The organism is Gimesia panareensis (assembly GCF_007748155.1).
Taxonomy (GTDB): domain Bacteria; phylum Planctomycetota; class Planctomycetia; order Planctomycetales; family Planctomycetaceae; genus Gimesia; species Gimesia panareensis.
In genome coordinates this window covers 612101-637238 of the sequence record NZ_CP037421.1, presented here as the reverse complement: position 1 = coordinate 637238, position 25138 = coordinate 612101, and the positions used below count along the sequence as shown (strand labels likewise).

21 protein-coding genes are annotated in these 25138 nt (G+C 53.3%); 11 read left to right on the top strand and 10 right to left on the bottom strand.

Annotation, left to right across the window (positions count from 1 at the left end):
- The first annotated feature begins 40 nt into the window (after positions 1–40).
- Positions 41–181, top strand: a complete 141-nt coding sequence (locus tag Enr10x_RS29825; RefSeq protein WP_197996364.1) for a hypothetical protein — start codon at positions 41–43, stop codon at positions 179–181.
- Here Enr10x_RS29825 and Enr10x_RS02460 read toward each other — a convergent pair whose 3' ends face one another.
- Together Enr10x_RS02460 and Enr10x_RS02455 are read right to left on the bottom strand one after the other, a co-directional pair.
- Entirely contained in the window at positions 182–397 is a 216-nt protein-coding gene (locus Enr10x_RS02460) for an RNA-binding S4 domain-containing protein (protein ID WP_145448049.1), read from the bottom strand.
- Positions 397–1830: a sulfatase-like hydrolase/transferase gene (locus Enr10x_RS02455; RefSeq protein ID WP_145448048.1), complete on the bottom strand. Its 1434-nt coding sequence runs from the start codon at positions 1828–1830 to the stop codon at positions 397–399. Before Enr10x_RS02455 ends, Enr10x_RS02460 begins: the two co-directional genes overlap by 1 nt.
- A 100-nt stretch (positions 1831–1930) precedes the next feature.
- Here Enr10x_RS02455 and Enr10x_RS02450 point away from each other — a divergent pair, with 100 nt between their 5' ends.
- On the top strand, positions 1931–2899 hold the full coding sequence (locus Enr10x_RS02450; protein ID WP_145448047.1) for a dihydrodipicolinate synthase family protein: 969 nt from the start codon (positions 1931–1933) through the stop codon (positions 2897–2899).
- Positions 2900–2965: 66 nt separating this feature from the next.
- Here Enr10x_RS02450 and Enr10x_RS02445 read toward each other — a convergent pair whose 3' ends face one another.
- On the bottom strand, positions 2966–3244 hold the full coding sequence (locus tag Enr10x_RS02445) for a ferredoxin family protein (RefSeq protein WP_145103662.1): 279 nt from the start codon (positions 3242–3244) through the stop codon (positions 2966–2968).
- A 593-nt stretch (positions 3245–3837) separates the two neighbouring features.
- Between Enr10x_RS02445 and Enr10x_RS02440 the strand changes: the two genes are divergently transcribed.
- From Enr10x_RS02440 to rlmN, 3 genes are all read left to right on the top strand, one after another.
- The gene (locus Enr10x_RS02440) at positions 3838–5037 is read left to right on the top strand and encodes a DegT/DnrJ/EryC1/StrS family aminotransferase (protein ID WP_145448046.1); all 1200 of its coding nucleotides are present in this window, start codon (positions 3838–3840) and stop codon (positions 5035–5037) included.
- Positions 5038–5336: 299 nt separating this feature from the next.
- Positions 5337–7253 (top strand): hypothetical protein, encoded by a 1917-nt coding sequence (locus Enr10x_RS02435; RefSeq protein ID WP_145448045.1) that lies wholly within the window; start codon positions 5337–5339, stop codon positions 7251–7253.
- Positions 7254–7459: 206 nt separating this feature from the next.
- Complete coding sequence (gene rlmN / locus Enr10x_RS02430; protein ID WP_145448044.1) at positions 7460–8566, top strand: 23S rRNA (adenine(2503)-C(2))-methyltransferase RlmN; 1107 nt, start codon at positions 7460–7462, stop codon at positions 8564–8566.
- Positions 8567–8589: 23 nt separating this feature from the next.
- Here the strand turns inward: rlmN and Enr10x_RS02425 are convergent, their stop codons facing one another.
- Positions 8590–8943 (bottom strand): hypothetical protein, encoded by a 354-nt coding sequence (locus Enr10x_RS02425; RefSeq protein WP_145448043.1) that lies wholly within the window; start codon positions 8941–8943, stop codon positions 8590–8592.
- Between the two features lie 420 nt (positions 8944–9363).
- On the opposite strand from Enr10x_RS02425, the gene Enr10x_RS02420 reads away from it, so the two are divergent.
- Positions 9364–10782, top strand: a complete 1419-nt coding sequence (locus Enr10x_RS02420; RefSeq protein ID WP_145448042.1) for an aldehyde dehydrogenase family protein — start codon at positions 9364–9366, stop codon at positions 10780–10782.
- A 27-nt stretch (positions 10783–10809) separates the two neighbouring features.
- Here Enr10x_RS02420 and Enr10x_RS02415 read toward each other — a convergent pair whose 3' ends face one another.
- The 4 genes from Enr10x_RS02415 to groES form a co-directional block, all read right to left on the bottom strand.
- Positions 10810–11505 (bottom strand): metallophosphoesterase family protein, encoded by a 696-nt coding sequence (locus Enr10x_RS02415; protein WP_145448041.1) that lies wholly within the window; start codon positions 11503–11505, stop codon positions 10810–10812.
- Positions 11506–11625: 120 nt separating this feature from the next.
- Entirely contained in the window at positions 11626–12882 is a 1257-nt protein-coding gene (locus Enr10x_RS02410) for an argininosuccinate synthase (RefSeq protein WP_145103648.1), read from the bottom strand.
- A 269-nt stretch (positions 12883–13151) separates the two neighbouring features.
- Positions 13152–14753 carry a chaperonin GroEL gene (gene groL / locus Enr10x_RS02405; RefSeq protein ID WP_145103646.1) on the bottom strand — a complete coding sequence of 534 codons (1602 nt, stop codon included), beginning with the start codon at positions 14751–14753 and terminating at the stop codon, positions 13152–13154.
- Positions 14754–14851: 98 nt separating this feature from the next.
- Positions 14852–15169 (bottom strand): co-chaperone GroES, encoded by a 318-nt coding sequence (groES, locus tag Enr10x_RS02400; protein WP_002647314.1) that lies wholly within the window; start codon positions 15167–15169, stop codon positions 14852–14854.
- Positions 15170–15713: 544 nt separating this feature from the next.
- Between groES and Enr10x_RS02395 the strand changes: the two genes are divergently transcribed.
- From Enr10x_RS02395 to Enr10x_RS02380, 4 genes are all read left to right on the top strand, one after another.
- The gene (locus Enr10x_RS02395) at positions 15714–16574 is read left to right on the top strand and encodes a tetratricopeptide repeat protein (RefSeq protein WP_145448040.1); all 861 of its coding nucleotides are present in this window, start codon (positions 15714–15716) and stop codon (positions 16572–16574) included.
- A gap of 293 nt (positions 16575–16867) precedes the next feature.
- Complete coding sequence (locus tag Enr10x_RS02390) at positions 16868–18559, top strand: zinc ribbon domain-containing protein (protein WP_145448039.1); 1692 nt, start codon at positions 16868–16870, stop codon at positions 18557–18559.
- 289 nt (positions 18560–18848) lie between these two features.
- On the top strand, positions 18849–19784 hold the full coding sequence (gene tatC, locus Enr10x_RS02385) for a twin-arginine translocase subunit TatC (protein ID WP_145448038.1): 936 nt from the start codon (positions 18849–18851) through the stop codon (positions 19782–19784).
- 127 nt (positions 19785–19911) lie between these two features.
- The gene (locus tag Enr10x_RS02380) at positions 19912–20589 is read left to right on the top strand and encodes a dual specificity protein phosphatase family protein (RefSeq protein ID WP_197997457.1); all 678 of its coding nucleotides are present in this window, start codon (positions 19912–19914) and stop codon (positions 20587–20589) included.
- A gap of 33 nt (positions 20590–20622) precedes the next feature.
- Here Enr10x_RS02380 and Enr10x_RS02375 read toward each other — a convergent pair whose 3' ends face one another.
- A complete protein-coding gene (locus Enr10x_RS02375; protein ID WP_145448036.1) occupies positions 20623–21444 on the bottom strand; it encodes a hypothetical protein in 822 nt (273 codons plus the stop codon).
- Positions 21445–21847: 403 nt separating this feature from the next.
- On the opposite strand from Enr10x_RS02375, the gene ppk2 reads away from it, so the two are divergent.
- Positions 21848–22765, top strand: a complete 918-nt coding sequence (gene ppk2, locus Enr10x_RS02370) for a polyphosphate kinase 2 (RefSeq protein ID WP_145448035.1) — start codon at positions 21848–21850, stop codon at positions 22763–22765.
- Between the two features lie 20 nt (positions 22766–22785).
- Here the strand turns inward: ppk2 and Enr10x_RS02365 are convergent, their stop codons facing one another.
- Positions 22786–25131 (bottom strand): exo-beta-N-acetylmuramidase NamZ domain-containing protein, encoded by a 2346-nt coding sequence (locus tag Enr10x_RS02365; RefSeq protein ID WP_145448034.1) that lies wholly within the window; start codon positions 25129–25131, stop codon positions 22786–22788.
- Between the last annotated feature and the right edge of the window lie 7 nt (positions 25132–25138).

Here is a 25138-nt window from a genome sequence, read left to right as displayed (position 1 = left end):
TATCTGAATTCGTTGCGGGCCAGGAACGGAGGGACTTCCCATGGAACTCTGGATTGATGGCTGGCTGGATTATCTACTTGACGCCTGGCGGAATGCAACAATCGTCGAATACCTGAAACTGATGGCAGGCGTCATCGTCATCGGAAGCTTTTTCAGTTTACGCAGCAGCAAAGTGAGATGACTAACTCTCCTGGGTAGCTCCGACACACCACTGCTCGCCCGCATACGCGACGATATCTCCCGGTGCAAGCTGTTTACGGCGCCGTGTTTCCACAGCGCCGTTCACGGTAACTTCACCGGCCTGGATAACGATCTTGGCGTGTCCACCAGTGCCCACAGCACCCTGCTGTTTGAGAAACTGATCCAGGCGGATCGGAGGTCGGTCTTCAGTGGCCATTACTTCGATCCTGCCTGGGCTGTCTGCTTTTTCTTCTTCTTTTTAGGCTGCCAGCGTTGCTTCAGTTTCTTGAGCTCTTCCGCAGTAGGTGCCTTGAAGGTTGGATCCTGTGGATGCTCCGAAAGCAGCGGATCGGTATCACCTACCTGTTTCTGCCAGGTTTTTAAAGCCGCCAGCAAGTGATCGGCGTGACTCTGATATTCCGGCTTGCCGTACAGGTTCCGGGTTTCTGCCGGATCTTCCTGTAAGTCAAACAGCTGGGTTTTATTGATCTGCGGGTAGGTGATCAGCTTCCAGCGTCCGTCGCGGGCCGAGCGCTGCACATCTTTATAAGCGGTGCACAGCGTCTTACGGGTCTGCTGCTGCTGACCGGAAATCACGGGCCACATGCTCTGGGAATCCAGACCCTGCGGCACTTCAGTCCCTACCATTTCACAGACCGTCGGGAAAATGTCATATAGATAAACCAGTGCGTCGCTCTGTCCTTGGGGGATACCGGGGCCGCTGAAAATCAGGGGAGATTTCATACTGTGTTCGTACAGGCTCTGTTTTCCCATCAAACCATGGCTGCCCACAGCCAGTCCATGATCAGAGGAGAAGATAATCACGGTGTTGTCATACTCCCCGCTCTCCTTGAGTGCTTTCAGCAGACGACCGATGTGCCCATCCAGGCCGGTGATGTCCGCATAATAATCATGCAGATGTTTTCGAATTTCTGCTTTCGTGCGGGGAAAGCCAGCCAGCAGTTCATCCCGCACGACCTGCTCCCCGTTATTAAAGGGATGCAGGGGCAGATAGTTAGCCGGCAGAGGCATTTTGTCGCGCTGATACAGATCCATATATTCCTTGTCTGCCACGCGTGGATCATGCGGGCAGGCGAATGCCAGATACATGAAAAACGGCTGATCGGTATTTCGTTTTTTCAGAAACTGAATCGCATCGTTGACGATTTCCTGGCCAGGCTGTCCCAGCAGGCGGGCTTCCTGATCCTTCACGTATTTCGTCGAATCGAATTTCTTATGAATCAGAGCCGCCGTATTTCCCTGCTTACCATGATGGTAGGTGTAATAACCGGCTGCATTCATTGAATCGGGGAAATTCGGTTTGTCAGCAGAGGCATAGCGCCCCGTCCAGCGAAAATAAGTACGACCGCTGAGCAGCATATTCCGACTGCAGACACAGACCGCCCCCGAGTTGCTCCCCAGGCAGTAGGCATTGTTGAAGACAAATCCGTTCCGTGCCAGCTGATCCAGATTTGGTGTCTTGATCAGAGGATTACCCAGCGCGTGAATCGTGTCTGCGCGTTGATCGTCGGTAAACAAAAACAGAATATTCGGCTTTTCTTTCGCAGCCGCTTTCAGGCTGCTGTCAAAACAGAGAGAAAAACAGACCGCCAGCAGCAAAGCGAGAGAAACTCGGTATCGAAAACTCATGAATGCCTCCAAGATTGAGCGCCAATTTGGTATTCTGGCGGGAGCGTGAAGCACAGGAAATCAGTAATTTAAACTTCAATATATAGCAAGGACTACCCAAATGCCAGAAGCAGCCCCCGCGGCCACTTATGATCCCGTTAAAATGATCAAACCCCGTCGGAAACTGACCGGGATCTCCGCAGTCCTGCTTCCCTATCTGGAATCAGGGGAAATCGATCGTGAGTCACTCAGCGCCCACGTCGCCCGCACGGCAGATCTGGGCATCACCCCTGCCGTGAATATGGACACCGGCTACGTGAACCTGATCGATGAGCCCACCTTTATCGAAGTCCTGAAAATTGCCCGCGAAACACTGAAAGGCGGTCCCTTCGTGGCTGGTGCTTTCGTCAGTGACCAGAGCGGGGCTGCCTTCGATGCCGATGGCTACCAGAGAAAAATCGACCTGATACAGGAACACGGCGGCACGCCAGTGATTTTTCAGTCATTCGGTCTGGTGGAACAGGCGCCTGACCAGATCATCGAGTCGTATCGTAAGATCGCTGCCAACACAGATCGCTTTATCGGCTTCGAATTGACCCGCGATCTGGCTCCCTTTGGTTCGGTCTACGATCTCGATACGTACGCAGCCCTGATGGAGATTCCCCAGTGTATCGGCGCCAAACACTCTTCCTTCCATCGGGAACCCGAATGGGAACGGCTGCAACTCCGCGATCAGAAGCGTCCCGATTTCAAGGTCTTCACCGGCAATGATTTCGGCATCGACATGGTCCAGTACGGCAGCGACTATCTGCTCGGTCTGAGCACCTTCGCCCCTGATCTGTTCGCGAAACGGGATGCGTACTGGGAAGCCGGAGATCCTGCCTTCTATGAATTGAACGATCAGCTGCAATACCTGGGTTACTTCACCTTCCGTAACCCCTCACCGGCTTATAAGCATTCGGCAGCACAATTTCTGCATCTGCGGGGCTGGGTGAAAACGAACCAGACGCACCCCGACAGCCCCACCCGTCCCGACAGCGATATTGAGATCCTGCGCGAACTGGGACAGCGACTCAATGTCATCGATTAATCAAAAACTCCCCATCACCGGGTATGGTCATGGGGAGTTTTCTATATTCTGTTCTGTCAGATCAAATCACGAATCAGCCAGGGGCTCTTTCTTTTCGGTAATGACAGGCAGTTCCTGAGATTTTTCGGCATTGATCTGGATGTAATCCTGCCATTTTTCGGGAAGATTATCTTCGTGAAAAATCGCTTCTACCGGACATTCTGGCACGCAAGCTTCACAGTCGATGCACTCATCAGGATTGATGTAGACCATGGACTCCCCTTCGTAGAAACATTCTACAGGGCAGACCACGACACAATCTGTGTATTTGCAATTGAAGCAAGCCTCTGTAACCACGTGTGCCATGAGTTTTCCTTTCTGGACGTTGCACTTCTAAATGTGATTAATCTACTCGAAGCGTTTTAAGGTATTATAGACTTCGAAAATCAAAAAACTACCTGTCGCGCTCAATCAGACGTAGCTCATGACGAGTCTGAATGGTAGTCATTTGTGATGAAACTCAAGCTGACAAACCCGTCTCCAGAAGAAACGGACAGTTCATCCTAGAACGCTGAAAATCAGGTGTCAAGACTACATATTCCCGGCCCGGCTCAGCCTCTGTTTCTTCTATCGGCAATCTGTCAGACATTCATGCGTCGATTGCCAAACTCGCTCCGCCAAAGAAGACCTGATGATCTGCTTAGCATCCTTTCACCGGTCATCAGGCAGACAACTTCATTTTTCGAATTGACACATATTGACAGAATCTGGTTCTCGACATAATCTACCCCCGAAATTTCGATTCGCTTTTGAGAATTCCAGGATGGAGGCCGCTCATCATGATCGAAATCTCTGTGGCTTACTTGAAAATAGGCTGCAACAAATCTCTCAAAACTACCAAACTTACCTGTTTTTGAGCACGGAACTCCCCGGTTTTCCATAGCGAATGGAGTCGCTGAATGACAAACAACACCCCCACACCTGTCCCCTTTATCAATCTCGTCGCCCAGTACCAGAGAATCAAGCCCGAAGTCCAGGAAGCAGTCCTGAACGTGTTTGAAGACCAGGCCTTTGTTCTGGGAGATGAAGTCGCTGAATTTGAGTGTGATATCGCCGAATATTGCGATTCCCGGAATGCCATCGGCGTCGCCTCAGGGACCGATGCCCTGCTGCTGGCACTGATGGCCCTGGAAATCGGTCCCGGCGATGAAGTGATTACCAGCCCCTTCACCTTCTTCGCCACAGGCAGCTCGATCGCCCGCGTCGGTGCCACACCGGTTTTTGCCGACATCGACCCGGTCAGCTTCAATCTCTGTCCCAAATCGATCGAAAATAAAATCACGGAACGCACAAAAGCCATTATGCCTGTCCACATTTTTGGACAATGTGCCGACATGGAGCCCATCTGGCGGAACGCCGTCCGCAACGGGATTCCTGTCATTGAAGACGCCGCTCAGGCCATCGGAGCGGAATACCGGGGCCGCCGCGCAGGCGTTCTGGGTACCGTCGGCTGCTTCAGCTTCTTCCCCACAAAAAACCTCGGCGGAGCCGGCGATGGTGGACTGGTTACCACCGATGATCCGGATCTGGCCACACGTGTCCGTCGCCTGCGGGTGCACGGCGATCTGGGTGGCTATCAGCACGCGGAAGTCGGCATCAACAGCCGCCTGGATGCCCTGCAGGCAGCCGTCCTGCGGGTCAAACTGAAACACCTGGATCAGTGGACCAGTGAGCGTCAGGAAAATGCCCGTCGCTACAATGCCCTGCTCCGTCACTACCAGTTGCTCGACTGCATCGAGCCCCCCACTGTTCTGCCAGATCGGCGACACGTCTACAACCAGTACAGCATCCGTGTCAAAGGTGGACAGCGCGATAAAGTGCTGCAGGATTTACGTGCCAGACAGGTCGGTTGTGCGATCTACTATCCACGACCACTCCATCTGCAGCAATGCTTCCAGTACCTGGGATACCAGGCCGGCGACCTGCCCAACACTGAACTGATCACCAGTGAATGCCTGGCGTTGCCCATTTTCTCCGAATTGACGGAAGTCCAACAGGAAACCGTCATTCGCGGGATTGCAGAAAGCCTCGGTCGACTCTCCTCGCCCCATTTCCCGACGCTTTACTCAGAAACTCCTCAGGCCAGAAATGCTGCTTAAGCAGTAAAATCGAACAACCTGAAAAGACAGATCCCACTGATTTCTCCGGAAGTCAGTGGGATTTTTTTTTGTGCGCAGAGCAACACACCAAAGTCGCCCCAGTTTACTCAACCGGACCCTGGCGCCTGATCCAGAGGCAAAAAACGGTCAAAAAATCAGGGCCGGTCCCACACGCCCGTCTTTCGTGGGGTAAGCTTCTTATGATGAAATTAATTTCCTGCATTGATGTGCAAAGCATCCACAATCCAAACCCAGTTCCTGCCATAATAGTGACGTTGATCGGCAGTTAAGGAGAGCCCATGCCGACTCTTTTTCAAAAATCGACGATTCTGATCACCCTGGCGACCCTCCTCTACGTCTCCACATCAATCTCACTCCGCGCAGAAGAGACCTCCCGGGAACCTGATTCGACGGCCAGCAAAACTGCCATTGCGCTGAACTACTGCCGCGCTGCTTTCTACCGCATCAAAAAAACCGGCTCCAAGGAAGTCATGTTTGAAGAGCGGGAAAAGATCCTGAATAACCTGAATCTCAACGGCATCGGCGATGAGAAAGTGATCAAGCTCTACTCTTCCGTGCTGGATGAAATCGGTCAGGTAGAAATTGCAGAACAGGAACGGGAGTACTTCAAGAATAAACACAATTACCAGGCCCGCCAGAAAGTAGCGATCAACGCTCTGGCTTTAACCACAGATGTGCTCACGCTCCAGTTTGGCAGCGCCATACGCACCGGTGCGAGCAGCTGGTGGGATTACCGGAACGTCCAGGCCCAGAAGGACCTCGATCTCTGGAAGGTCGACAAGAAACGCATGGAGGCAGTGATTTCCAAATCCACGCTCTTTCTCGACACCTTCTGGAAACTGGCTCAGGAAAAGAATATTCCCGATGAATGGCTGATCCGGGATGTCGATCTCGAAAGCCTTGATGAAGCGATGCAGGAGCAGAACCCCCGCGTGCGGCTGCGGATCCTGAAACGCATGGAACGCTTCATGAGCCATTACCCTCCTTACTGGTATTACGTCGCCCGCACACAGCAGGCACAGGGGCAACTGTTCGCCGCCTCGCACACTTACACCGAACTGGCCGGACTGGGGGAAGGTTATTTCCGCAGAGACGATATGCTCGCCTCGGGAACAGCCAACCTGGCAAGTATTCGCGACTATCTGGGTCAGCCCGGTGCCGCTCAGATGGCAAAGAAATCACAAACGTATTCCAGCGAAGTCTGGGAAGCCAACCTGCTCTGTTCGCAGATCCTGCAGAAATACCAGCAGACCGAAGAAGCGGAAGAAGCCATCCTGCGGAACCTGGATGTCGATCTGGAGACCCGGCAAAGCTCCGTGGCCCTGCTTTCGCTGTATTACAAAACAAACAATAAACAGAAAATGATGGCCCAGTTGAATCAGTCCAAAATCGTGAAGTCGGTTCCGGTTCCCACGTTGATTCAATGCGCCATGTTCCTCGGTGCCGACAAGATGCCTCCGGTCGCCACCGCACAAATTGAATCATCACTCTACGTCTATCCTCAATTGCATTTTGGCGCAGATGACATCGTAATCGCTTCCACAGGAAACTGGCACCTGCATCTCTCGCAGGCCGAGCTGCTCATGGCCAACAAGACCTATTCCCGCCCCCGACTCGCCTCGGGACAGAATGAAGTCCATGCCCGGTTTGAGCGGGTGGCCGAATTCGGAAATCCGTTCGCGAACTCGGGTCTTGCCAATGCGCAACCCAAACTGCGTCTGAAGTACCCGGACGGATCCAGTCTGGAACTGATGCTGGCTTCCACGACTCAGGAACGAAAGCTGTTTGATGGTGGTAATCCGCTGAATACCCTCAAAGCCCCTCCCGGACAACATTACCGGATTGTGGGAGCGGAGATCCAGGGACAACGCATCGCCTTCAACGACAAAGCCATCGTCGATGATGGTCGACGCATCGTCCGACAGAAACCTCAGCCGACCATGGATGCACCGCGTCTTTCACAGGAAAAACCGCAGCCCCAGCAGCCAGTCAGTGAACAGACTCTGCAGGCGGAAACGAAACCGAAACTCCCAACCCTGGACGTGCCTGATCTGGGGATCCCCCAGGCTCCTCCGCCAATTCCGGCCCTGTCGTTCGATCCGGGTACCTTCGAGGAGGAACAGGACTCGAAAAAAGGGAAAAAAGGAAAAGTCGTCAGCTTTCCAGCACCTCCTGATGAGACGGATGTACCGTAAATCCGGCCGTAACCGGTCCTGACCTGGTCTGAATTGGAAATCTGAGCTGATAAATAGTAGTCATCTGCCCCTGTCCCCGATAAGATGACAGCAACGTATCCCGGCCCTGCTTTACCGGTGCCGGCGCAGAATCGCTGCTTCAATTATTTGCGAAACCGGTTCGCCGCGTCCAGATTGACCGCGAACGCACGCTTGAGCCAGAAACCATGCTGTCCTCCGAAAATGAACTGTCCCCGGCTTCCCCTGCCGACGCCGGCCGACTTCCTCTGATTACCGATCTCACCCGGGAACAACTCGCCCAGTGGTGCATCGATCACGGTTCGTCTTCGTACCGCGCCGATCAGATCCGTCGCTGGATTTTCACGAAACGCGTCAATGATTTTGACGCCATGCACGATATCTCCAAAAAGTTCCGCGATCTTCTCAAAGAGAACTTTCGACTGTTTTCGACCACCATCGTCAAACAGCAGACTGCGAAAGACCGCACGGAAAAGCTGTTGCTGGAACTGGAAGACGGTCACCACGTGGAATGTGTGTTGATGCGGGAACCCAAGCGAAACACCGTCTGTATCAGTACGCAGGTCGGCTGTGCCATGGGTTGCGTCTTCTGTGCCAGTGGACTGCTGGGACTGACCCGCAACCTGTCGATGGGAGAAATCCTGGAGCAGATCCTGCGTCTGGACCGCGTGATTGGAGAAGACGAACGGATCTCGAACATCGTGGTGATGGGTATCGGCGAACCGCTGGCCAACCTTTCGGCTCTGATTCCCGCCCTGGATACTTTGAATCACAAAGGTGGCATGGGCATCGGCGCCCGTAAAATTACGGTCTCCACAGTCGGACTGCCGGCGAAAATCCGGGAACTGGCCGACGTCAACAAATCGTATATTCTCGCGGTGTCGCTGCATGCCCCCAACGAGACCCTGCGGAATCAGATCGTTCCCACCAACAATAAAATCGGCATTCAGAAAATTCTCGAAGCCACCGATTACTACTACATCACCACCGGCAGACGAGTCACGTTTGAATACATTCTCCTGTCCGGCGTGAATGACAGCCCGGCTCACGCCCGGGAACTGGCGGGCCTGCTCAAACACCGCAATGCCCACGTGAATCTGATTCCAGCCAACGGTGTCGAAGAGACCGGCTATCAGAGCCCGACCACTGCAGACGTGGATCGCTTCTTCATGACACTCGCCAAAGGGGGCGTGAATGTCACCGTCCGGAAACGCAAAGGGGACGACATCGATGCTGCCTGTGGTCAGCTGCGTCTGAACCGGGAAAAAGAAAAAGAGCTGTTCCAGTTGCAATAATCACCGGAGTTTTGAACCGGCGATTAGTCCAGTTCGAAATCTTCCGGGTGGAAGTTGACCAGCACATCGTCACGGAACATCAGATACACACTACGGCCCCCTTTATCCGGGCCCCATTTGTAAGCATCATCCGTTGTGCGGAACGAGCCCCCTGTGGCTTTCAACCACTTGGAAGCTTCCTGATATTCGCCCTCTTCTCCCAGCTCCTTTTCTACATTGGCGCGTGTCATTCCCGATTGCAGGCGATGTTTCAGCAGCCAGTTCAGCGATTCCGGATCGCGTTCGGTCAGAAAACGCGTACGATGCTGATCCGCCCGCCTCACTTTCTTTTCGACACGCCGGGTACCTGACATCATGCCTGAATCCCATTCAGGCATGGTTTCACACCCTGAATTCAACAGCAGAGGGACAACAATACACATCATCCACGGCGCCACAGATCGTAGAATGGCCATGATCTTTTCCATCTGATAAAGGTTTGAAAAGTCGGGAGAGTTCGTCACTGGCGCGAAACAGAGTCAGTACCGATGACTGGAGAGAAGTGGATTCGGAGACGGGACTGTCCCATGAAATGCAGGTCGGTTTTTAACAGATCTCGCTGAATACGCCAAGATCAGTATTCACATGGGCTTTCCCGCGATAAGCACAATCATGCTCTCAATTTAGGACCATTTTCCGCACCCAATACGAAAATCAGATCTTTCGCTGGCTTGTCAGATTCCGGTCGCACGTCTATTCTGAATTTGAAGGACCCGTTTGTTTCCTCAGTTATTCCGTTCCAGAAGGTTTCGATCAAGATGAAAATGTTTTGCGCTGGCCAGTGGCAGGATACCAAACAGACCATTAACGTGACGAATCCCTTTGACCAGTCGGTCATCGATACGGTTCCCCAGGGAAGTGGGGAGGACATTCAGAAAGCCGTAGATGTCCTGGAACGGGGCGCTCAGATCATGAAGTCCATGACCGCCTATGATCGCAGCCAGATCCTGCAGAAAACAGCGGAACTGATGCTGGAACGCCAGGACGAATTTGCCCGTACCATCAGCATGGAAGTCGGGAAGATCCTGGGCGAAGGTCAGGTCGAAGCCAGTCGCAGTGCGGAAGTCATCCGACTCTCCGGAGAAGAAGCCCGGCGGATGACCGGCGAAATGATTCCGCTCGAAGGAAACGCGGGGGGCAAAAACAAGCTCGGCTTCACCCTGCGGGTTCCCTGCGGTATCGTGGCCGCGATTACCCCCTTCAACTTTCCGCTGAACCTGGTCTGCCACAAAGTCGGCCCCGCCATCGCCGCCGGTAATGCGATTCTGATCAAACCCGCCAGTGATACGCCGCTTTCAGCCCTGAAACTGACTGAGATCCTGCTCGAAGCCGGTCTGCCTCCCGAAGCGATCGCCTGTGTCACCGGTCCGGGTGGAGAAATCGGCCGCGCCATCTGTACGGACACCCGGATTCGCAAAATCAGCTTTACCGGTTCCTATGAAGTCGGTACAAAAATCTGCGAAATGGCCGGCCTGAAACGTGTGACGATGGAACTGGGCAGCAACAGCCCCGTGGTCATTATGGACGATGCCGATCTGGAAAAAGCAGCTACCGCGATTACGATGGCCGGTTATGCGAATGCCGGACAGGTCTGTATCTCGGCGCAGCGGATTCTGACTTCCTCTGCTGTCAAATCAGATTTCGTTGACCTGCTGAAATCCAAGGTTGATGTTCTGACAACAGGGAATCAGTTGGAAGAGACCACCAAAATCGGCCCCATGGTCCGCGAATCAGATGCCAGCCGCGTCGAAGAGTGGGTCAACGAAGCCGTCAGCCAGGGCGCCCGACTGATTACGGGCGGCCAGCGGCAGGGAGCCATTTATGCCCCGACCATTCTGGATGACACCACGCCGGAAATGCAGGTTGTCAAAGACGAAATCTTTGGTCCCGCGGTCGCTCTGTCTTACTTTAATGATATCGACGAAGCGATCCGGATGGCCAACGATACGACCTACGGTCTGTCAGCCGGGGTATTCACACAGGACATTGACCGGGCCATGAAGTTCGCCCGTCATGTTGAAAGTGGCAATATCCACATTAACTGGTCCAGCCAGTGGCGAGCCGATGCGATGCCTTACGGTGGTCTGAAACACAGCGGGACCGGCAAAGAAGGGCCCAAGTATGCCATTCATGAAATGAGCGAAGAAAAAATGGTGGTGATGCATCTCGCGGACTGACCCCCGCGAGTCGCCGCCTGATACAGACTACTTCACTGCATACTGTTCCAGGGTCTTGCCTTCGCGGTATTTTCCGGATTGCTTGGCCTGAAACATTTCGTTGGTCTTCACGTCAATCGCGGTGAGATAGTTCCCGCGGTAAGCAGCCGTGTCCAGACAGACCCAGCCGTCGAATACCAGCGGCTTTCCCGATTTCTGTGCGGTGTGCCCGCAGATGATCCGACGCCCGGAGGGATCGGGCGATTCAGTCCCCTTGATCCGGTCCCAGCGCAGTTCCTGTGGGGTTAAATCTTCCAGCGGCACGCCGGGCACAGCGGTCGCATGTACGAAGATGTCGGTCTCCGTCTCGTAATAGTCCAGCGCAGTCGCCATGAAAATCCGATGTTCCTCGGGCACGAGGTCATAGCGTCCCCCGTAAGAGTCGAGGGCTTCTTTTCCCCCATGCTGCAGCCAGGCGGATTCCCAGGTCCCCCCATGCAGCCCATCCAGAAACATCTCTTCGTGGTTTCCCTTGAGCATGATCAGCTTGCAGGTTGCTTTCAGATCCAGCAGCACTTCGATCACATGCTTCGTCCCGGGACCGCGATCGACGGCATCGCCCAGGCAGATGAATGTATCTTCCCGCTTCAACTCCAGGTGGTAGAGAATTGTCCCCAGCGCAACATCGCAACCGTGAATATCACCGATTGCAATCGTGCGTCCTTTCTGAGTCGTTTGATCCATCACGCGACCATCTTGGCTAAAGTCAACCTGAAGACAGACAGCAGGAATCGGTCTCCGTGTTCACCTGCAGCAGACACAACTGCGCATCTGAAACACCGGAAAGCGATCTGATTTCTATCCTCAGGATTTGTCTGATTGACTGGGGGGCATGATCCGGGTCGGTTTCGAACTCGGTTCACCCTTCAACAACTGCTGGCGGGCTTGTGTCTGTTGTGCCAGCCCATGAATCCGAATGAAGCCCAGCGCCGTCTCGTGCGGGAACTGATCGCCTTCTTCGTAGGTCGCCAGTTCAGGACTGTAAAGGCTGTGCTCACTCTTCAGACCGGTCACAGTATGATTTCCTTTATACAGCGACACGCGCACGGTCCCGGAAACAAACCGCTGGTTCTTTTCCACGAATCCCATCAGGTCCTGATGGAAGGAACTGTACCAGAGACCATCGTAAATAATATCACTGCAGGTCTGGCTGACAAAGGTTTTGAACCGCAGCGACTGGCGGCTGAGTGTCAGGTATTCCAGTTCACGGTGTGCATTGTGCAGGATGACTGCAGCCGGCGCTTCGTAAATCTCGCGGCTCTTGATCCCCACCAGTCGGTTCTCAACGTGGTCGATCCGGCCCACTCCGTTTTCGCCGCCGATCTTGTTCAGATGCAGAATCAGGTCGGCACCGTCCATTTCTTTGCCATCGATGGCGATGGGACGGCCCTGCTCAAATTCGATTTCGAGTTCGACCGGTTGATTCGGAGCGTCTTCAGGAGAAACCGTCCATTTATAAGCTTCTTTCGGGGGAGCCACCCACGGATCTTCCAGCACACCAGCTTCTACAGAGCGTCCCCAGAGGTTCTGGTCGATACTGAAAATACTCTCTTTGGTGGCCTCGACTTCGATGCCGTGGTCTTTGGCGTACTGCAGCTCTTCGGTGCGCGTCCATTTCCATTCGCGAACGGGAGCGATGATCTTCAGCTGCGGGGCCAGCGTCTGGAAAGAGACATCGAACCGGACCTGGTCGTTCCCTTTGCCGGTACATCCGTGGGCGACGGCTGTCGCTCCATGTTCTTTGGCCACTTCCACCATCCGGTGGGCGATCAGCGGGCGTCCCAGGGCAGTCGCCAGGGGGTACTTGCCTTCGTACATCGTGCCCGCCATCAGTGAAGGCCAGACGAAGAAATCGACGAACATGTTCTTCGTATCTTCGATGACGGCTTCAACCGCACCGGTTTTGATCGCTTTTTCCTTGATTCCATCCACGTCGCGACCCTGGCCGAGATCACAGGTATAAGTGATCACGTCCATGTTGTATTTTTCATTGATCCACTTGACGGCGACCGAAGTATCCAGACCACCACTGTATGCCAGAACTACTTTTTCTCTTGCCACGAAATTCTACCAATCTTCTGGAATTGAAGGAGTAAAGAAACGAATTCGACGGAATCTGCGAACGATGCAAATGGTACAATGATCGAAACGCATCCGCAATGCGCACATTCTAACATTCTGGGCTGCGCAACACGAAAACTGCCGCTGGGAAACCGGGATTCATCCGCTGTTACTCAACCGGAACCGGCCCGACAGATAAGATAAAAGCACCCGACAGAACATCTGTCGGGTGCTTTCGCATCTATTAGAAAACGGGACGAAACCTGCGTTTAGTGCAGGTCGTCGTCGCCATGGTCATCCTTGCCTTTTTCAGCGATCAGAGCATCACTGGTCAGCAGCAGGGTTGAGACACTGGCGGAATTCTGCAGAGCGGACCGGGTCACACGGGTCGGGTCAATGATCCCGGTTTTGACCAGGTCTTCGTACTTGGAAGTCGCGGCGTTGTAGCCCATGCTGCCTTCCAGTTCCGATACCTTTTCGCAGACCACGCTGCCATCATCGCCGGCGTTGTTGGCGATCGAAGTCAGCGGAGCACGGCAGGCACGCAGAATGATCTCGTAACCCACTTTTTCTTCCTGGGAAAGACCGGTCGGCTTGCAGGCAGCAGAGCAACGCAGCAGAGCGACACCACCGCCGGGGAGAATTCCTTCAGCGACAGCAGCCCGCACAGCGTGCAGTGCGTCTTCGACGCGGGCTTTCTTTTCTTTCATTTCACTTTCGGTTGCGGCACCCACGTTGATCTGGGCCACACCGCCGGATAGTTTGGCGATCCGCTCTTCCAGTTTTTCCTTGTCGTAATCACTGGTTGAGTTTTCCAGTTCGCGACGGATCTGGTCGATACGGGCCTTGATTTCACCAGGCTTGCCACCACCTTCGATAATCGTGGTGTTGTCTTTATCGACAGAAACCTTCTTGGCAACACCCAGGTCAGACAGCTGCAGATTTTCCAGCTGAATACCGAGGTCTTCGAAGATGGCCTGTCCACCAACCATGATAGCAATATCCTGCAGCATGGCTTTACGACGATCGCCATAACCGGGGGCCTTCACGGCACAGCAGCGGAAGGTACCACGCAGCTTGTTGATCACCAGAGTCGAGAGGGCTTCGCCTTCGATGTCTTCTGCAATGATCAGCAGCGGCTTACCGGCGTTAACCACTTTTTCCAGGACAGGAACCAGATCCTTGATGTTGGAAATCTTCTTTTCGTGCACCAGCACGTAGCAGTCTTCCAGGTCGCAGGACATGCTCTGGGGATCGGTGACGAAGTAAGGTGAGAGGTAACCGCGATCGAACTGCATCCCTTCGACAACTTCGAAGCTGGTCTGCAGGCTCTGACCTTCCTCAACGGTGATCACACCATCTTTACCGACCTGCTCCATGGCGTCTGCCAGGATTTTGCCGATTTCTTCATCGCCGTTGGAAGCCACCTTACCAACCTGGGAGATGGCTTTTTTGTTTTTGCACTCGATCGACATTTTGTGAAGCTTGTCCACAATGTCTTCGACGGCTTTGTCCATGCCACGCTTCATGGCAATCGGGCTGACACCAGCGACAACGGACTTCAGACCTTCGTTGTAGATGGCTTCGGCCATGATGGTAGCAGTCGTCGTACCGTCACCAGCAATATCGGAAGTTTTGCTGGCAACTTCACGCACCATGCGGGCTCCCATGTCTTCGAACTTGTCTGAAAGTTCGATTTCGCGGGCAACCGACACGCCGTCTTTGGTGACTGTCGGAGAACCAAAGCTTTTCTCGAGAATGACGTTACGACCTTTCGGTCCCAGTGTGACACGAACGGCTTTAGCCAGCTTGCTGATGCCGCGTCGCATCGCTTCCTGAGCTTCCTGATCGAAGGCAATCATCTTTGCCATTTCACTATATCTCCATGTACGCAGTATGAAATATAAAGGGAAGAAACATCGCTGCACCCGGTCAGGGAGCGATGATCCAGTAATACAACAATGACAGCTTAGTAAGTTGCCAGAATGTCACTTTCGCGGAGCAGCAGGTATTCTTCTCCGCCGATTTTGATCTCATCTCCGCCGTAAGGACTGAAAATGACACGGTCGCCCTCTTTCACGGTCAATGGCAGCTTGGTTCCGTCTGATTTGACGTGTCCATCTCCCACGGCGACGACTTCTCCACGCTGTGGCTTGTCCTGAGCACTGTCAGGTAAGACAATTCCACCCGCGGTGGTTGATTCTGCAACTTCTCTTTTCAGAACGACTTTGTCACCAAGAGGGACAATACGGGCGCCTTTACTTGCTTTGGCAGCCTTCTTCGCCATTGGGATCTCCTAGTTTTGCTTTGATTTCTGACTCAAATGTCTTCACATCGGTGTGATTTATGATCTGTGGTGGCACCAGGCCGGTCCACAACAACACGTCTTTCAGCCAAGGTCCGACTGGCAGACCTCAACGTGCCAAATCTAGATGCGAACGCCGTGCCTATTTCGTAATTAATCCATAAGACCATACTCATTTTACACTTAAGCACAACATCCAATATCGCAACCAGTCTCGTTCCCTGCCGGACAGTCGTCAGTGCTTCATTTCTGCTGCCATATTGGCAGCACTGACCTGTCTTCTGTCGGGCCTCCCGAATCAGCAACACACCAACAAAAACATCTGGGAATTTCTGGCAATTATAATTGACACAGATGTTAAAATAGGTAATATCGTCATTATCCCAACCAAATAATTTCCCTGAAACTCTCAATCAGGGGCTGATGCTCTCACATCAGCAACGGAAAATTGATTCCGTACTTCTCAAAGCTCCTCGCACACTCTCTCTCTATTCATCTGCCCTGGAATAATAGGAGATTGAGAGACGTGCCTGAGACATCCTCTTCCGCTTTCTACGAAGAATATCCCTGCGATTCACTGAATGCACTCATCCAACATGCGCAAGAGTTGACCCATCAGGGAAAGTCCAGCGAAGCGCGTGCCCTCTTTTTTTCCTCTGATTTTCAGGGGCCCCACTGGCAACGCCACCTGGGACTGGGGGAATATCTTCTTGCAAACGGGCAGACTTCCGAAGCCATCGAACCGTTCTCCCAGGTACTGGATCATGCCCACCAGACTGACACTGCTCCGCTTCGGTCGATCGCCTGCCATAACCTGGCAGTGGCCTATCGGGAACTGGGTTACTTCCAGCTTGCTGCACAGTTTCAGCAATACTCGATCGCCTGGGGAGACTTACGCTCAGCAAATCATCAGACTCTGGAAAACGAAGTCCATCAACTCTCTGACCATGCGGCCTGCGATCTGACCGGCAGAGCCAATGACGCCATCCTGCAGCAGGATTACCCGCTCGCTGAGCAATTACTGAACATTTCCCTCGCGCGGGAAATTCTCTACGGTGATGCCGACGCCCAGGCAGCCGACTGGGGCAACCTAGGAATATTACAGGGGTTGCAGGGAAACCATTGCCGTGCGATCACGTACCTGCGCAAAGCCTATGTCCTGCACAGACAGATGGATAACCGACCTGCCATGGGTCAGGATCTGCTGCATCTGGCGGAAGTCTTCCAGTTGACGGGGCGTTTGAAATGTGCCATCCGCTGCCTGCAGCGCGCCATCCACTGTTATACACAAAACAATCAAACCCATGCAGAACAGAAGGCCTGTGCCCGATTAGCTGAATTGCAACGATTACTCAGAGTTCAACAACACGATCCGCTCTTAAACTGATCCTGTGAGAAAGGCAACTGCAGTGAAATTCAGCGACTGTCCACTTGCGGATTGCCCCTGTCTCTGTTGATAATTAGAAAAAAGCAAGAGCCCAACCTGTTCTCACACGTCCTGATCCGAAACCGGATATTTTGAGGGAGGGCTCTGCCCAGATTCATAACGAGCGATATCGCACAACATGTCGAAGGTCATTCATGCCCATCAAGGTTCGTTGCAAAGAATGTGAAACTACCTTTTCTGTCAAAGATGAAGCGGCAGGCAAACGGGTACGCTGCAAAGGATGCGGCTCCCCCGTGAAAGTCCCCTCTGGGACACAGAAAAAGAAACGGACTGCCACCGCTACCAAGTCCGCAGATACGGATGATTTTCTAGCCAGTTTTGACATCGATAAAATCGAGGACAAGGAAGCACGTATCTGCCCGCGTTGTGGCCAGGACGCCGACGAAGAGGATATCGAATGCTCCAACTGTGGCGTGAATCTGACCACAGGTCGCATGAGCGAAGCGACCCGCAAGAAACGAAAACGTAAAGGCCCGGCAATCGAGGATTTCTACTCTAAATCCTGGGGAGATGCCTACACATTTTTGGGCAACCACAAAGGGCTGGCAACCAAAACGTTTTTCTATTCCTTCATTGCCAGTACGCTTTTCTTCTGTTCAATTTTCATGATGTTCTGGTGCCACCGGACTCCCCCCAAGGCCTTCTGGGGTTTCATTGCCTTTGTCTCCATCATGGCAGTTCCGGGCTGGATCTGGTTCATCCAGACTGAAGTCGTCCGTTTTGCCTTACAGAGAAAAGACAAGCTCAAGCGCATCAACTTCGACTTCTTCCTCTGCTCAGCGCTGGGCATGAAGTTTATCTTCTGGGTCGTCCTGTTCAGCCTGCCCGCCCAGGCCGTGTTTGGCACGATCGGTTACTACTACATCACCAACGGATCGATTCCCATCGGTGCCGTATTCATCGGCGTCGGTTTCATCCCGACTTTTCTGATGTTCCCGCTGGCAATGCCACACATGACCATGGCCGACTCTACGCCAGGCTGGATGGTGCACAAACTGGGCAAGGTGTTCTTAACCCTCGCGAAACCGGCCCTGTTCTGGTGTTTTGTCTTCTTCGTCACCACGCTGCCCGCCATCGGCTGCCTGGCGGCCATAGGTGCTATCTCCGGCAGTGATCTGGATACTTTTTTCTCAAACGTACGCTACAACTCAGCCATTGCAGCTGACAACGATGCCAAAGAAACGGCCGATGAGAACAAGATCAAAGATTTTGTCGCCGGTCCACTGGTAGGTAAGAAACCGGTGGAACTGAAACCCATGGTGTTGATCCTGCCTTCGATTCTGTGGCTGTTTGTCTGCCTGTTCTATGCCCCCACTCTGATCTACAACGCCCGGGTGAATGGCCTGTTGGCAGTGCACTGTAAACCGGACCTGCAGCTGGTCACCAAAATCCAGGAAGTCAAATACGTCTCCAAAGCAGAGAAGGAAAAAACCGGCCCCCCCACGCCCCGCTGGAAGCTGTCACTGACCGGAATCGGGATCGGAATCCTTGTCGGGGCGGCAATGTTCTTTCTGATACCCATTCTACCGAAGCTTCTGTTGAGCGTCCTGCTCATCATCATGGCCGTGGCACAAATCGGCTGCTTCTTTACCATTCTCGCCAAGATCAAACAGAACGAAGGAATCGGTTACGCCATTCTGGGCTTTTTTGTCTCCCTTTACGCCTACGTCATGGGCTGGATCTATGCCAAGAAAGACAAAGAGGTTGGCGGTACCATGATGCTCTGGACCCTGTTTATTATTGCCGGCGTGCTCACACAAATCGGCGTGGGCTACCACGCCGTCAGTAGTCTGCTCTCTGAGCTGCAGAAAGCAAATGCTCAGGCAGATGAGAACCCGGCAGCGGAACCGGCTGCGGTTGACGTTGGAGAAGGCCCCGCAGACCCCGGAGTCGATGCGGCCCCCGCAGAACCAGCGGTCCCATAATCCCGGAAATCCGGATCAGTCCCGAGTCGCTGGTTGACAGCCCTGTCTGGTTGTTTACAATAGAGATTGAATTGACCGCTCTTCCCTCCTGCTCATCCAGCGGGCAACCAGAGTGGGTACTCCTGATTCACCTCCTGAAGTGAGTTGAATCTCCCGGAGCCAGTGACAGTATCCCAATTGTTCTGAACCTTACCCACTCATCTCATCGATGCCATGGCCGTTCACCTTACAGACAGACTGTTGATCGTGTTACCGCCGGGCGTTGGTCACTCCAGAATGACATAGTTTGATGAAACCACAGTCTCACGATCTATTTGACGAATCGACCATGAGTTTCGGGGATCACCTCGAAGCCCTGCGTATCCACCTCTGGAAGGCACTGATTGGACTGGCGATCTGTGTGGTCCTGGCACTGTTCATCGGACATAAAATTGTCGCGATCGTGCGGGCTCCCATCGATTCTGCCCTGAAAGAATACAACCTGGACAAACTACCCGAGGAAAATCCGGAAGAACAGCAGAAGAGCATCGAAGAACTGATTGCCAGCCTCAACGCACAGCAGAACCCCACCGTGGAAACCAAAGCCCTGCAGAAAATTCTGAAAGACTATCAGTACCGTCTCAATAGCCTGGAAGATACCATGGCCGAGCCGGTCACGCTCGCCGTACAGGAAGCCTTCACCACGATCTACCTCAAAGTCTCCTTCGTGGCCGGACTGGTGATGGCCAGCCCCTGGGTGATTTATCAGATCTGGCTGTTCGTGGCAGCCGGGCTCTATCCCCATGAACGCAAGTACGTCTATATCTACCTGCCGATCAGCATTTTCCTGTTCCTGGGAGGTGCCCTGTTCTGCTTCTACGCGGTCTTCCCGTTCGTGCTCAACTTCCTGCTTGGCTTCAACAAGCTATTGGGAGTCAATCCGCAGATTCGGCTTTCGGAATGGATCAGCTTCGCCATTACCCTGCCGTTGATGTTCGGCCTCAGTTTCCAGCTGCCGCTGGTGATGCTCTTCCTGGAGCGTATTTCGGTCTTCACAGTGAATGATTATAAAGAAAAAACCCGTATGGCGATTCTGATCATTTCCATCATCTCGATGCTGATGACCCCTGCGGACCCGATGAGCATGCTGCTGATGATGCTGCCGCTACTGTTTCTGTATGGACTGGGAATCGCGATGTGTAAATATTTCCCCAGCGCCAACGCCAGCCCGTTTGAAGCAGCCTGACTCCAGCTGGAACAGGCTCTGATTTTTCCCCTGTTCAGACGGCGCTGTCTTTGATTACAATGCCAGCGATCCGGGGTCAGGAATACCCGGACATCAGCGAACCGTACTCGAATCAAAGAGGATGAAAATGAGTACCAGCACTGAGCAGGATGCGGCCGTGCAACCCGCCAGCAAATCGGCCCGGCAGTATAAACTGATCAAAATCTCCCTTCTGGTCTGCGCCCTGATTGGTGCCGGGGTCCTGGTCTGGGAAGGCCTGCTGGAAGACCGCCTGGTCGCGAAACGCTTTGGCGTCGTGGAACCCGGGAAAATCTATCGTAGCGGCCAGATTTCCAGCTACCTGATTGAACCGGTCCTCCGTGAACATAAGATCGAGAAAGTGATCGCCCTCAATGGCAGCGACCTGCAGAAACCCTATCTGAAAGCCGAAGTCGCCACAGCGAAAAAACTGCATATCGAACACCAGGTGCTGCACCTGATCGGCGACGGGACGGGCAACGTCGAAGATTACGCGGAAGCGGTTGCCGAAATCATGCGCTGTGAAAAGGCCGGTAAACCGGTCCTCGTACATTGCGCCGCTGGTGCCCAGCGAACCGGTGGTGTCGTGGCTGCTTATCGCATGCTGGTTCAGAAAAAATCACCTGAAGAAGCTTATCAGGAACTTCTGATCTACGACTGGAAACCTCATAAAGATCAGGCGCTCATCGATTACCTGAATCAGCACCTGGCTGAGCTCTCAAAGCTGCTCGAACAGAAGATCGACTGGTATGAACCGCCGGCCCAGATCCCTGTGATCGGAAAATAACAGCATTCACTGAACTGCCAGATTGAGCCAGTCTTACTTACGCAGATTGACAAACTGATTGCGAAGATATTCCTGGAGCGTGATCGAATTCACGTCTTTGTTCTTACGCAAGGTTTCCCAGTGATGGATCAAACCACGATCCTTGTGGTCCAGCTTCCAGTGAATCTTGTGCTCGGCCCGTAGATGCAGCTGATCTTCCATCCGAGTCTGCAGTTCGACTTCAATCGGCAGCAGCTTGCGTGCTCTGAGTTCTTCATTCAGAGTGATCCTTGAAGCCGGGTGCAGCGTGTAAGGATGCAGCACATAATTCAGGCGTGCCATCCAGTCTGCAAAACGCAGGTAAGTTTCTACGGCGTCCTGCTGATCGGGAGGCACACACTGCACACGATAGGTGATCAGCTGGCTGTCCAGGGTCAGCTGGTTCTTGCTGTTCTCGAACTGGATGTCAAATTTGGGATCAAGCTGAAACTGCAGCTGGGAAGCAATCGTCTCACCCAGTGCCCCTTTGGTTTTGATCTGATCGTGAATGTATTCCTGCGTCTGATGATGTGCCACATTGAGTACGTTCTTGATTTCATCAAAGTTGATGACTGCTTTGATCATCCGTGATTCATTCAGAATGACGAGTCGCTTTCGTACAGGATCAAAAATAGTCACTTCTCCCAGACCATCGACATGATCGTACACCTTCTCAGCATGAAAGATTGACACGCTGCGCGACACAATCGTCGGATCTACCTGAGGTTGATGGTGATATACCGTTGTGCGGATTCGAAATTCCTGCGCCATGCCGGCTTTGTTTCCCGCAACTTGCGCAATCACCAATATGCCTGTGATGAGAATGAATCTCCACATGTCAGATATACTTTCCTGCTTTGAAAAAGATAGACGGAGAACGAACGCCGGCAGATCAAAGCCTGCAGCGGTTCAGCCTGATCAGATCAGATTTTAAAATTGGAATTTGGGTAAGAATTGAGAGATGAGAGCGGGAGACTAAAAAAAAGTGCGTTTTACTGCAAGAGGAAGATTCCTCAATTGATCCTGAAACCAGCCCGGGAACTTCATAATCCAGATAACAGCACCACTATTCAGATCTCCTTAATTCAGCAACACTTAAAACAATTTTCTTCTGAGAGAATTGCCAAAGAAACCCCGTAAACCACCGGTTCCGGTTCCCATTTTCTCATATGATCTTCATAATGAAACGCTCTGTTCATCCCGTCTCAGCCGGTCTCACTTCAGTAGAACAGGACATAAAATGAATTCCCGGAAATCGGATAAGCAGGAACAGGAAGAGGCGCTGATGCCGGTCACCTGGCATCTGAAGCTCCCCGAAGACATCGTTCCCGATGAAATACAGGACAAGGTAAAGTCGGCTCACAAAAACGAGATCCTCTGCGAAAAATATCCCTATCGGAAAAAACTGAAACGTCAGGAATACGAGGAAGAACTGATCCCCCTGCAGATTGAATTACTGAAGCTGCAGCGCTGGGTCGAATTGCATGGAGAACGGATCGTACTGCTGTTTGAAGGGCGTGATGCTGCCGGCAAAGGAGGCACGATCAAACGCTTCACCGAGCACCTCAATCCCCGTGGTGCCCGAGTGGTCGCGCTCCCCAAACCAAGCGACACCCAGCGGGGACAGTGGTACTTCCAGCGCTACATTGAGCATCTGCCCACCCAAGGAGAAATTGTCTTCTTTGACCGCTCCTGGTACAACCGGGGCGTTGTGGAACCCGTCATGGGGTTTTGTCGCCCCACCGAACACCATACCTTCCTCCGCGAGGCCCCCCAGCTGGAAAACATGCTCGTCAACTCGGGCGTTCATCTCTTTAAACTCTGGTTTTCCGTCAGCCGCGAAGAACAGTACCGCCGCTTTAAATCGCGGGAAACCGATAAATTGAAACAATGGAAGCTCAGCCCGATTGATGTCAAAAGCCTGGGCATGTGGGATGAATACACCAATGCCCAGAATGCGATGTTCATGGCCACCGATACCAAAGCCTGCCCGTGGACGGTCATTCGCTCTGACGACAAGAAACGAGCCCGCCTGAACTGCATTCGCTATGTTCTGAATGCACTCAACTATCCACACAAAGATGAAAGTCTGGTGTCAGATTATGACCCCGCCATCATTGGTCCCAAAGAAGTCATTTACGATACCAGTGAATGGTAAACCGCCTGGAGCTCAAGGTGTTAATACAACAGATACCGGGCCCGCCGCACTCCGAATTCCGCCAGGTCCTGCTGGTAATCGGAGCGGATCTGCATCAGAGACTGGCCCTGCAGCACCGCATCAAACACCCGTCGATTTCCCAGCAGCCGATTGAAATTGCGCGTCTCCCACTGCTCAGGAAATAACCGCCTTAACTGAATCGCAATCTCCAGCCCGGTCTGCACAGGCTGAAAACGTTCCCGATCGGTGACGATAAAATTCACACCGCCACACAATTCCCCGGAATACTTGCTCGATTCGGGCGTAAACTGTACCGGCACAAACCGCACGCCCGGCAATCCAGACCGATTCAACGCTTCCGCCAGCTGCATGCCCTGCAACCAGGGAGCACCGATCCATTCAAAGGGCGTATCAGTCCCCCGGCCGACCGAGAGATTCGTCGTCTCCAGCAAACCGATCCCAGGATACAAGACGGCTTCATTCAGATTCCGCATATTGGGCGACGGATTCACCCAGGTCAGACCGGTCTCGTCATAATACATCTCCCGTTTCCAGTTTTTCATGGAGACCACCTGCAACGCGACCCCGATCTGCAGTTCCTCGTTAAACATCCGTGCCAGTTCCCCCGCGGTCATGCCATGCCGGACGGGTATGCGATGATATCCGACAAACGACTGGGCACCTTCATCCAGAACCGGCCCGGCAAAATCAACACCATTGATCGGATTGGGACGGTCCAGCACAATGAATTTGATCCCCTGCTCTTTCGCGGCCCGCATGGCATTCCCCATCGTAGAGATATACGTATAAAACCGCGCCCCGATGTCCTGGATGTCAAACACCAGCGCATCCAGATCCTGCAGACTTTCCGGAGTCGGCGTCCGCGTCTTGCCATACAGGCTGAAAATCTTCAATCCTGTTTTTGTATCGGTCGAATCCCCGATTTTCGAAACATCCAGTTTCCCGGCGAAACCATGCTCGGGGCTGAACAGGGTTTTCAACTGCACCCCGGGTGCGTCATGGAGCACCTGCACCGTACTCTCTCCTGCGCGTGTCAGTCCCGTGTGATTCGTAATCAGGCCAATCCGCATTCCCTTTAATGACTGGAACTGTTCCTGCTTTAAAACATCAATTCCGGTCTGCACTTCCAGGCTGGCCCGTGAGGCAACACTCACACCTGCTGTCTGTCCGGGTTGCTTCGTAATCGCTGCCGCGGCAATCGTTCCGATGCGTCCCGCCAGTGAATTGACCGATCCTTTTCCATCGGGGTGCACGCGGTTGCTGAGAAAAATCACGAACAAGTCCTGGGCGGGATCCATCCAGATCGCAGTTCCCGTGAATCCGCCATGCCCGAACGCACGCCGCGAGAACAGATCGCCCCGGTTCGAGGAGTAACGCGACAGACTGTCCCAACCCAGCCCCCGGATGTCATCCACGACCGGATATCCGCGCGTCATGATATCGATTGTCTCCGGCTTCAATACGCGTGTCTCCTCGTATTGTCCCTGATTCAGCATCATCTGCGCGTAGACCGCCAGGTCTTCTGCGGTCGAAAACAGTCCTGCATGACCAGCCACCCCACCCAGTCGATATGACCGCGGGTCATGCACTTCCCCCTGCATCCAGTGCCCGTCGCGTTCCTGGGTCGTCGCGGCCCGTTGCTTCAGTTCGTCTGCCGGCAGATAGCCTGTCTCCTGCATCCCCAGCGGCTGAAAGATGTTCTTCTGCGAGAACTCATGCACCGACTCCCCGGTGATCCGCTTCACGATGTCACCCAGCAGGATAAAGCCGACATCGGTATAAGCAAACCGCGTCCCCGGCTGATAGTACAACTTCAAATCATAAATCCGCTCCATCGCGGTCTCGGGACCATCCAGATAATCCTTAATCGAATTATCCGGGATCAGACCTCCCTGATGCGTCAGCAACTGATAGATGGTCACATCCTGCTTCCCGTTGGCGGCAAATTCCGGAATGTATTTCGCCACCGGATCACTCAGCTTCAAATTCCCCTCTTCGACCAGCTTCATGATGCTGGTCGCGGTGGCGATCGGCTTCGTCAACGAGGCCAGATCGAACACCGTATCGGTGGTCATCGCCTGCTGCGCGGGCTTCACCTGTCGATCACCATAGGCTTTGAGAAACACGACCTTACCCCGGTAGCCCACCAGTACCACGGCACCGGGCATCGAATCCCGCTCCAGTCCCCGTTCGACCACAAAGTCAATTTCTGACAGTCGATCCGGGTCCATGCCCACTTTCGCCGCTTTGGCATGCGGCAGCCTGGCTGGCTCAGCAGCCTGAATCTTCAGAGTGCTTGCTGTCAGAAACAGGAGACAGGTAAAAATCAGGGTGACTTGTTTCATCGAGAAA